We start from the raw sequence: 9666 nt of genomic DNA, 5'->3' as shown, positions 1-9666 counted from the left end.
TATTCTGCATGTTTTAGATATTTTCGGCGTAATGTATACATCTTTTTGACAGATTATCTGACTTAGGTGTGTTTTGCGGACCCGAAATTTGCCTCTGAGTTGATGGCGAGAAGATCGAATTTTCTTGCAGCCGTAAACCTGCGGTTTTATGTGATTGCATATTTTATAAGTTTGGATATTTATATAAACAGTCTCATGACAACTTTTGGGGGTCGGTACATCGCACTTGAGCCACATTCAAGATGTATTTAAGGGTCATTGTCATTGCCATGTCATTACCATGACATTCGTAAAAATTTAAAAGATATTCGAGCAGCTATTTATAGCCCTTCCGGAAATTTTAAATCAGCTTAACAGGGATTTAACACCCCTTTTGTTGTACTAGAGCCAGGAGAAGGGAGTATCTATGAAATCAAAGCAAGCTTGTGGTTGGAGCTGCCGCCTACGTGTCCTGCCTATTCTATTTTTGCTATTAGGATGTGCATTTGTAGTCTATGGCGCTTCTCGCGGAGAGGTTCAGATCGTATTGGGAAAAGCGGTACGAATCTGCCTTGAGTGTGTAGGTATTGGTTAGGTGACCTGCAGTGAAATTGTTCTCAGGGATAAAATTTCTTGGAAAGAAAGTGCGAGAATTTATCACTAAAAGAGGTTTCGTGCAGGCATGCGCAACCTTTCTAACCAACCCTCACTTAACAAATTTTGCTAAGGGAACTATCTATACTGGTCCTGCAAAGTCAGTCTGTGTTCCTGGACTTAACTGCTATTCTTGCCCAGCAGCTACGGGTGCTTGCCCTATTGGAGCATTTCAGGCAGTAGTTGGATCTTCTAAATTCAGCTTCTCGTATTACATTACGGGCATTTTGATTCTTATTGGAACTTTGTTGGGTAGGTTTGTCTGCGGATTTCTATGTCCATTTGGCTGGGTACAGGATCTTCTCCACAAGATTCCATTCCCAAAAAAATTTAGTACTAAAAAGCTTAAAGCCTTGCGCTATTTGAAGTACGTCATATTAATTGTTCTTGTCTGGGCTCTACCAGCTTTGATTCAAAATGCCGTAGGAATGGGAGAGCCTTATTTCTGTAAGTATGTTTGTCCACAGGGAATTCTTGAGGGAGCAATTCCGCTTTCTTTAGCAGATGTCAGCATTAGGGCAGCTCTGGGCACACTTTTTACGATGAAGTTTAGCATTCTGGCAACTGTCGTACTGTTGAGCATCATGTTTTATCGTCCTTTTTGCAAATGGATTTGCCCGCTCGGGGCTTTTTATTCTCTGTTCAATCGCATCTCAATTTTGCAGTATCGAGTTGACGAGAAGACCTGTGTAAGCTGCGGAAAGTGTGCGCGTACATGCAAGATGGACGTAGATATTACGAAGAATAACGCAGCTCTTGAGTGCATTCGCTGCGGAGAGTGCATAAAGGTATGTCCTGTTCATGCGATTGACGCAAAGCTCCTGTTAATCAACAAGAAAATTGAGCAATCGGAAAAGGTTGCTACAGCAAAGCACCTGGCTGATTTACAGGCGACAAGCTCAATAAAGTAAGTGTCATAAAACGTGTATAGCTACGTTTCGTGCGTAGAAAAGACAGAAAGGACTATGAAATGAAAAAATTTGTAACAAAATCCCTGACGTATGTCGCTGGCCTGCTTATGGCAGTTGCGCTTGTTGGATGCAGCGTTGGTGGTACTGGCAACACAGGCACAACAACCGCTCCAACTGCCGAGCAACAGAATTCTGCTGCAGTTCCACCTGAGGCAGCATCAAAACTGCACCTCAAAGACGGCGACACCTTCCCAGATTTTAAGGCAACAGACATCACTACTGGCGCTACCTATGACAACACCGTATTTGGACAGAATAAGGTTACTGTTCTGACCTTCTGGTTCAATGGCTGTACTGGCTGCATTCAGGAGATGCCAATGCTTCAAGAGCTTGCTGAAACCTATAAGGACAAAGGTGTCAATGTCTTGGGTGTTAACGCCGAAGCCGCATACACAGACGACGCTAAGAAGGAAGCCGTGAATATTCTCCAGAAGCAGGGCGTTACCTACGGAAACGTCGCTCTTGATCCTCACAGCGATGGCGGTCACGTTATCGAAGGCCTCACAGCGTTCCCAACCACTATGGTTATTGACCAGAACGGTAGACTTGTGGGCGATCCAATTACCGGTGGAGCCAGCAAACTTCAAGGCAGCGAACTTCAAAAGCGCGTTGACCAGGCTCTTGCTCAGGCAAAGTAGGTTATAGAAACTTACATACCGCTCACGGCACACGGCGAGAAGAACTTCTCGCCGTAGGGTTCAATCGGTTAGCATTTGAAGTGTTGTATGAAGTACGCCTGGGCTGAGTCATTTGAGCTTGGTCCAGGCGTACTCTAATACTTGCAAATAGCATCAAGCTGCATTTGAAAGGGAAGAATTGAAAATCCTTGTAGTGGAAGATGAAAAAGAGCTTCTTGCCTCCATTGGAGAGGGGCTTGAGCTGGACGGTTATTACGTTGATCTTGTCGACAACGGCACTCAGGCTCTTGAAATGGCTCAGCTTGAGCAATATGACCTGATTCTACTTGACCTTAACCTTCCTGGCATCGATGGGCTTGATTTGCTGCGTACGCTACGAGCGGAGCACTCAGAGACTAAGGTGCTGATTCTTTCTGCGCGTTCATCGGTGTCTGATCGCATTGTTGGATTAGATGCAGGTGCTGATGACTACCTTATAAAACCCTTTGCGTTTGGTGAGCTCGAGGCCCGTATTAGGACGCTCTTGCGCCGTGAATATACGCATGGAGAAGCGTCTTTGACGTTGGGAGAACTTCGGTTTGACACTACGGCTCGACAAGTTTTTGTTGGAGATGCTCAGGTTAATTTCACCAAGAAAGAACTCGCAATTTTAGAGTATCTGATGCGACATGCTGGAGCGGTTGTGAGCAGTGAAGAGCTCATGACTCATGCGTGGGATAGCAACGTGGACTTATTCAGCAATTCTGTGCGTGTTCACATTTTTTCGGTACGAAAAAAGTTACGAGAAGCTCTTGGATATGACCCAATTTCTAACAAAGTAGGAGAGGGTTATTGCTTTAAGAGGGACAGCGATGACTAAGATACGTGAAATAATCCCAAAGCCAATGCGCTCGATACGTGCCCAACTCACCCTTCTTATGGTGGGCTTATTGGTGTGCTGTTGCGTTGTTTTGACCTGGCTTGTGTATCGCTCGACTTCTGAGCTGCTGGAACTAGCTGCAGCCAACGCCATCAATCAGGGAGCTCTTTCTATCGTTTTGGATGTAGATACTATCGAACGCTCTATTTTGTTTGACGCGCTAGGCATCTTGCTCTTTGTGATTGTTGCAGGAAGCTGTGTAGCTTACTTTTTAATTGGTCACTATACCAAGCCAGTTCAACAACTCTCTGCTCATATGAAAGAAATTAGCCCAAATACCTTGTCTGATTCCATTGAAATTGAGGGCGGTGGAGAAGAGATTCAAGAGCTGGTTAAGTCATTTAATCAGATGACTGAGCAACTAGATGAAGCATTTGCAATGCAGAGGCGTTTTTCGGCTAGCGCAGCTCATGAGCTCAGAACGCCAATTACCGTACTAAGGACCAAGCTGGATGTTTTTAAGAAAAAGAAACGCGAACAGCATGAATATGACGAGCTTGTAACTACGATGGAGACATACATTGACCGTCTATCTTCCATCATCACTGACCTTTTGGAATTTGCGGAGACATCTGAGCTAGGAGAGGCTGAGGACGTTTCTCTTGATTCAGTAATTAAAACGGTCGTGGATGATCTTGAATCGGTTGCTCAAAATAATATGGTAAACGTGCAGGTTAACACGCAGATTGATGCACATTCTGATACACAATCTGAGGCACAGACCTTTATCGTTAAAGGAAATACCAATCTGCTATATCGAGCTCTTTATAATTTGGTGGAGAATGCCATTCGTTATAACAATGAAGAAGGCTCAGTTAACATTACCCTAGAAACCAGGGGTCAAGAAGGCGTGATTATAATTGCCGATACGGGAGTGGGCATAGCTCCTGAGCAAAGAGAGCTTATTTTTGAACCGTTCTACAGGGTGAATAAGTCACGATCCAGAGAGTTTGGCGGTGCAGGCATTGGCCTCTCACTGGTTAAAACCATCTTAAAGCGACATGGAGCTTCAATCACAGTCTCTGAAAACAACCCTCAGGGTTCTGTATTTACAATCAGAATTCCACTGGTAGACGCTGTAGATTCCGATTAGCACTTCACATGCGCCGCCGTTTGGATATAAGACGAAATATCAGCTTATGGCGAGAAGTACAACGGCTAGAATAGTTCTTAGCACACAGATGCTCTAGTGATAAAGGAGAGCCAAGCATGGAGTTTATTCTGGATACAGCCGATCTTGAGGCAGTTAAGCAGCTTGATGAGCTTTTGACTATTGATGGAGTTACCACCAACCCCGCAATTATCACTAGAAGTGGAAAGCAACCTGAGCAGGTAATTAAGGATTTCGTAGATTATTTGCTTCCTGAGCAGAAGTTCTTTGTGCAGGTTGTTTCAACTGACTATCAGAAGATGTTGGAAGAGGCTCGTTATATATGTGGTCTGCGTCCCGAGAATACCTATGTGAAGATTCCTGTTACCCGCAACGGATACAAAGCAATTAAACAGCTCAAGTCCGAGGGTCTTGGTGTTCTTGCAACCGCCATCTATTCCGCTGATGAGGCATTCCTTGCAGCCATGAACGGTGCAGATTACCTGGCCCCTTATGTCAACCGCATGTGCAACTACGGCGATGGCATCGGTCAGGTTTTTGATCTTATGCAGATGCTTGAAACCCACGGGCTGAATTCTAAGATTCTTGCCGCATCGTTTAAGAATACCGAGCAGGTTCATGCGCTTATTTCTGCAGGTATCGATGCAGTTACTCTTCCACCTGATATTGTCTATACCATGATGGATCACCCTGGTACAAAGACTGCCGTTGATGAGTTCTCTGTTGCATGGCGTGAGGCTTACGGTAGAGATACGTTGCTGGGATAAGGAATTTAAAAAATCTACTACAAACTGACTTAGATTATGTATATAAGTCAGACATAGGGGTATAAGCAAAACCGTAAAGCAGAAACACGGTATGTGTTCACGGTTAGCTTGTGCCCCTTTTTAGGTCATCTACCTGTGGGGTTTCTCGCCAAACGGAACACGTACATAGGAAAGGATGATTCACAATGGGTAAGATTCTTGGAATTGACCTGGGTACTACAAACTCAGCTATGGCTGTCCTCGAGGGTGGAGAGCCAACTATTATCGTTAACGCAGAGGGAGACCGCACAACTCCTTCCGTCGTCGGCTTCCGTGCTGACGGTGACCGCATTGTTGGTAAGGCAGCAAAGAACCAGGCTGTCACCAATCCTGTAAACACCGTCTTCTCCATCAAGCGTTTCATGGGCCGCAAGTTTGACGAGGTTCAGTCTGAGATTAAGACCGTCCCTTACAAGGTCAAGGCTGGCACCGACGGTCGCGCAGTTGTCGAGATTGACGGCGTTGACTACACTCCAGAGCAGATCAGCGCTATGACTCTTGCAAAGATGAAGGCAGACGCCGAGAAGTACCTCGGTGAGCCTGTAACCGACGCTGTCATCACTGTCCCAGCATACTTCAACGACGCACAGCGTCAGGCAACCAAGGACGCAGGTAAGATTGCTGGCCTCAACGTTCAGCGTATTGTCAACGAGCCAACCGCAGCAGCTCTTGCTTATGGTCTGGACAAGAAGGACCAGGATCACAAGGTTCTCGTCTTCGACCTCGGTGGCGGTACCTTCGACGTCTCCCTGCTTGACCTTGCAGACGGCGTTGTTGAGGTTCTTGCAACCAACGGCGACAACCACCTGGGCGGCGATGACTGGGATCAGCGTGTTATCGACTGGCTTGCAGACAAGTTCAACTCCGATAACAGCATTGACCTCCGCAAGGATCCAATGGCACTTCAGCGCCTCAAGGAGGCTGCAGAGAATGCCAAGAAGGAGCTCTCCAGCGCTCAGCAGGCACAGATCAACCTGCCATTCATCACCGCAGATGCATCTGGTCCTAAGCACCTTGACTACACTCTGACTCGTGCAGAGTTTGAGCGCATCACCCGCGATCTTCTCGACCGCTGCAAGGCTCCTGTAACCAAGGCGCTTCAGGACGCAGGCCTCCAGCTCTCTGACGTCAGCGAGGTCATTCTGGTCGGCGGCTCCACTCGTATGCCAGCTGTTCAGGACCTGGTCAAGAGCATGACCGGCAAGCAGCCTAACATGTCCGTCAACCCAGACGAGGTTGTTGCAGACGGCGCAGCTGTTCAGGGTGGCGTTCTTACTGGCGACGTTTCCGGCATCCTGCTGCTGGACGTAACCCCACTGTCCCTGGGCGTTGAGACCCTCGGCGGCGTTGTTGACAAGGTCATCGACCGCAACACCACCATTCCAACTTCCAGCACAAAGGTTTACTCCACCGCAGCTGACAACCAGACCTCCGTTGAGATTCACGTCCTCCAGGGCGAGCGCGAGATGGCTTCTGACAACAAGAGCCTTGGTAAGTTCAACCTTACCGGCATTCCTGCTGCTCAGCGTGGCATTCCTCAGATTGAGGTTACCTTTGACATCGACGCAAACGGCATCCTGAAGGTCACCGCTAAGGACAAGGCAACCGACAAGTCCCAGGAGATCACCATTTCTGGCTCCACCGCTCTGTCCGACGAGGAAGTTGACCGCATGGTCAAGGACGCAGAGTCCCACGCTGAGGAAGACAAGAAGCGTAAGGACGAGATTGAGGTCCGCAACCAGGTAGACTCCCTGGCATACAGCACCGAGCAGACCGTCAAAGACCTTGGCGATAAGGTTCCTGAGGATCAGAAGAAGGCTGTTGAAGAGGCAGTTGCTGAGGCAAAGACCGCACTTGACGGCTCCGACATTGAGGCAATCAAGAAGGCTGGCGAGAAGCTCACTGAGGTTGGTCAGAAGCTCGCAGAGATTGTCTATGCAGACGCTCAGGCTCAGACCGCAGGCAACAACGGCGCAGCAAGCAACCCTTCTGAGCCAGATGTTGTTGATGCAGACTACGAGGTTGTCGACGACGATAAGAACCAGAACTAATCTGAGTTTCTCGGCACATGCGCTTGGGTAACTTGGTGCAGCAGCTGGTAGACAATGTGATATGACTCGGAGGCGGCTGGCGGAAACGTTTGGCCGCCTTCTACACATAGGGAGGTGATGGCAGTGACAACAGCAGATCAGAACAAGGTTGGCACTTCCTTTGATAACGAGAATAACGGTGATGAAACCGTAGGTGCCGTCGGTGTTGTGGGGGATGGTTCCGCAAGTCAGACGCTTGATGGCAACGCGACCGCTGCCAACGGCGCAGCTGGCGTGGCTGGCGCAGGCCGTCCGATGACCGAAGAAGAAATGATTGCTGAGGCAATTCGTCGTGGAGAAGAGACGGCAGAGGCAGAGATTGCTGCCGACGCCCAGCGTGCAGCTCAGGAGCGCGACCGCCTGCAGAACGAGCTGGACTCGGTCGCTGACCAGATTGAGGCAGCAAAGCAGCAGGCAGCTGAGGCAAATGATCGCTTCCTTCGCCTGCAGGCTGACTGGGATAACTACCGTCGTCGTACCGCTCAGGAGCGTCTTGATGAGCGTCAGCGTGCAACAGAGAAGCTGGTAGTTGACCTGCTCCCTGTTATTGATGACCTGGAGCGCGCTATTGAGCACGCGGACAGCCTGACAGACCCTGCAGCTCAGCAGTTTGTTGAGGGCGTCTCCGCGGTGTGCAACAAGCTTGTGGGCGTCTTGAATAAAGAGGGCGTTGAGGTAGTCAATCCTGTTGGCGAGGCTTTTGATCCTCTATCTCACCAGGCAGTAAGCCAGATTGAGGATACCCAGGCGTATGATGAGACCGTCGCCCAGGTGTACCAAAAGGGTTATCGCATGGGAGGCAAGGACATTCGCACTGCAATGGTCGTTGTTACTCACGGTGGTCCAAAGCGTCCAGCTGAGTCAGAGGCTGCTGACGGCAGCGCAGACGGCGCTGCCGCAAATGGCGCAACCGAGTAAGGCAGAGTAGTTTAGAGAGGAGGCCGTGCTGAATGGCAGGTAGTAAGACTTTTTATGATGTTCTTGGCGTGAAGCGCGACGCCTCGAAGTCTGATATTCAAAAAGCGTTTAGAAAACTTGCAGCTAAATACCACCCCGATAGAGGTGGCGATGAGGCCAAGTTCAAAGAGATTTCGGAAGCGTACAACACGCTCTCTGATGATAAGAAGCGCCAGGAGTATGACCAGATGCTCGCATTTGGCGGTATTCCTGGAGGTGGATTTGGTGGTCGCCAGGGTGGGTTCACCTATACCACCAACGTAAACGGTGCCAACTTTGCCGATTTCTTTAACGGATTTGGTGGCGGTGCTGGTGCGGGAGCCGGCGGCTTTGACTTTGCCGATATCTTTGGCGGGCGAGCAAACCGTCCCGTTGCAGGCAGTGACCTTACTATGTCCGTAAATGTGTCGTTTGACGAGTCATTTAAGGGAACTTCTCGTAAGGCAACGTATCGCGTGCCTTCAACTGGTGAGGAGCAGTCACTGACCATCAAAGTGCCAGCTGGTGCTTACGATGGCATGAAGCTGCGTTACAAGAAGCACGGCGAGTACGGCGTTAACGGCGGTCCACGAGGCAACCTTGTGGTTACCATCAACGTTGCAGCTCATCCGGTCTTCTCGCGAGATGGTGCTGACGTGCGCATGAAGCTGCCAGTAAGCATCTACGAGGCAGCTTTGGGTACTTCGGTTGACGTGCCAACGCCTGACGGAACTACCGTGCGACTCAAGGTTCCCGCAGGTACACAGAGTGGAAAAACGTTTAGGTTCAAGAACTTGGGCGCTCCTCGCGTAAAGGATCCTGCGACTCGCGGCGCGCTGTACGTTTCGGTGGACGTTAAAGTTCCAACAAAACTTTCCAAGAAGGAGCGAGACGCTCTTCAGGCGCTGCTTGACGCCGACGAGCGCAGCTACCGAGAGGAGCGGTAATGGCTCGAAAGAAGGATGACGGTCGTAACAAGCCGCTCTACATGATTAGCGTTGCGGCCGAGCTCACGGGCATGCATCCGCAGACGCTGCGCGTGTACGAGCAGAAGGGCCTGATCAACCCTGGCCGTTCCAGGGGCAACACGCGCCTGTATTCTCGCGCGGACATTGACCGTCTCAATCTTGTCTCAAAGTTGACGGACGAAGGCATCAATCTTGCCGGTGTTGTGCGCATTTTGGACATGCGTGAACGAGCTCTCGAGAAGGACGATCTTATCGATGAGCTGCGCGAACGTATTCGCGTGCTTGAGGATGAGCTCCATGAGTACCACATGCGCGAGCGTATCACCTCGCTTGTTCGCTACAGCGAGACCAGCCCAGAGATGGTGATGCAGCGCCTACTTGGCATGCCAAGCTCCGCTCCTTCTGACGCTAACGCCGCCGAGGACAATTCGGCGCAGCCAAAAGAATCGTAAGACGACGAGGCAAATGCTACTAGCAAAAGATAACCAGCTCTCCGCGCGTAAATGCAGGGAGCTGGTTTTTTTGGATTCGACTACCATTTACCGAATACCGAATACCGAATACCGAATACCGAATACCGAATACCGAATACCG

At 49.5% G+C, this 9666-nt stretch carries 10 protein-coding genes; all 10 read left to right on the top strand.

Annotated elements, in window-relative coordinates; translation table 11 throughout:
- Positions 1-406 precede the first annotated feature (406 nt).
- The 10 genes from HMPREF1647_RS07065 to HMPREF1647_RS05680 all read left to right on the top strand — a co-directional run bounded on the left by HMPREF1647_RS07065 (position 407) and on the right by HMPREF1647_RS05680 (position 9524).
- Entirely contained in the window at positions 407-574 is a 168-nt protein-coding gene (locus HMPREF1647_RS07065) for a CD1871A family CXXC motif-containing protein (protein WP_187468932.1), read from the top strand.
- A gap of 79 nt (positions 575-653) precedes the next feature.
- Positions 654-1544, top strand: coding sequence for a 4Fe-4S binding protein (locus tag HMPREF1647_RS05720; protein ID WP_262363821.1), 891 nt, complete (start codon positions 654-656; stop codon positions 1542-1544).
- A gap of 59 nt (positions 1545-1603) precedes the next feature.
- A complete protein-coding gene (locus tag HMPREF1647_RS05715) occupies positions 1604-2242 on the top strand; it encodes a TlpA family protein disulfide reductase (protein WP_035432944.1) in 639 nt (212 codons plus the stop codon).
- Positions 2243-2435: 193 nt separating this feature from the next.
- Positions 2436-3101: a response regulator transcription factor gene (locus HMPREF1647_RS05710; RefSeq protein WP_472973933.1), complete on the top strand. Its 666-nt coding sequence runs from the start codon at positions 2436-2438 to the stop codon at positions 3099-3101.
- Positions 3094-4254 carry a sensor histidine kinase gene (locus tag HMPREF1647_RS05705; RefSeq protein WP_035432940.1) on the top strand — a complete coding sequence of 387 codons (1161 nt, stop codon included), beginning with the start codon at positions 3094-3096 and terminating at the stop codon, positions 4252-4254. The genes HMPREF1647_RS05710 and HMPREF1647_RS05705 overlap by 8 nt, the downstream gene beginning before the upstream one ends.
- Before the next feature lie 116 nt (positions 4255-4370).
- Positions 4371-5039, top strand: coding sequence for a transaldolase family protein (locus HMPREF1647_RS05700; RefSeq protein WP_035432937.1), 669 nt, complete (start codon positions 4371-4373; stop codon positions 5037-5039).
- 185 nt (positions 5040-5224) lie between these two features.
- Positions 5225-7129, top strand: a complete 1905-nt coding sequence (gene dnaK / locus HMPREF1647_RS05695) for a molecular chaperone DnaK (protein ID WP_035432935.1) — start codon at positions 5225-5227, stop codon at positions 7127-7129.
- Between the two features lie 117 nt (positions 7130-7246).
- Positions 7247-8086, top strand: a complete 840-nt coding sequence (locus HMPREF1647_RS05690; protein ID WP_052039164.1) for a nucleotide exchange factor GrpE — start codon at positions 7247-7249, stop codon at positions 8084-8086.
- 32 nt (positions 8087-8118) lie between these two features.
- Positions 8119-9051, top strand: a complete 933-nt coding sequence (locus tag HMPREF1647_RS05685; RefSeq protein ID WP_035432933.1) for a DnaJ C-terminal domain-containing protein — start codon at positions 8119-8121, stop codon at positions 9049-9051.
- Positions 9051-9524: a heat shock protein transcriptional repressor HspR gene (locus HMPREF1647_RS05680; protein WP_035432931.1), complete on the top strand. Its 474-nt coding sequence runs from the start codon at positions 9051-9053 to the stop codon at positions 9522-9524. The genes HMPREF1647_RS05685 and HMPREF1647_RS05680 overlap by 1 nt, the downstream gene beginning before the upstream one ends.
- Positions 9525-9666 lie beyond the last annotated feature (142 nt).

It is taken from the genome of Lancefieldella parvula DNF00906, assembly GCF_000758945.1.
Lineage (GTDB): Bacteria > Actinomycetota > Coriobacteriia > Coriobacteriales > Atopobiaceae > Lancefieldella > Lancefieldella parvula_C.
Note: the sequence above shows the minus strand (reverse complement) of the source record. Positions and strands in the feature narration are given on the sequence as shown.

Coding starts and splice junctions, on each gene's coding strand:
- HMPREF1647_RS07065 (WP_187468932.1), top strand. CDS start 407: ATGAAATCAAAGCAAGCTTGTGGTTGGAGCTGCCGCCTACGTGTCCTG.
- HMPREF1647_RS05715 (WP_035432944.1), top strand. CDS start 1,604: ATGAAAAAATTTGTAACAAAATCCCTGACGTATGTCGCTGGCCTGCTT.
- HMPREF1647_RS05705 (WP_035432940.1), top strand. CDS start 3,094: ATGACTAAGATACGTGAAATAATCCCAAAGCCAATGCGCTCGATACGT.
- HMPREF1647_RS05700 (WP_035432937.1), top strand. CDS start 4,371: ATGGAGTTTATTCTGGATACAGCCGATCTTGAGGCAGTTAAGCAGCTT.
- dnaK (WP_035432935.1), top strand. CDS start 5,225: ATGGGTAAGATTCTTGGAATTGACCTGGGTACTACAAACTCAGCTATG.
- HMPREF1647_RS05690 (WP_052039164.1), top strand. CDS start 7,247: ATGGCAGTGACAACAGCAGATCAGAACAAGGTTGGCACTTCCTTTGAT.
- HMPREF1647_RS05685 (WP_035432933.1), top strand. CDS start 8,119: ATGGCAGGTAGTAAGACTTTTTATGATGTTCTTGGCGTGAAGCGCGAC.
- HMPREF1647_RS05680 (WP_035432931.1), top strand. CDS start 9,051: ATGGCTCGAAAGAAGGATGACGGTCGTAACAAGCCGCTCTACATGATT.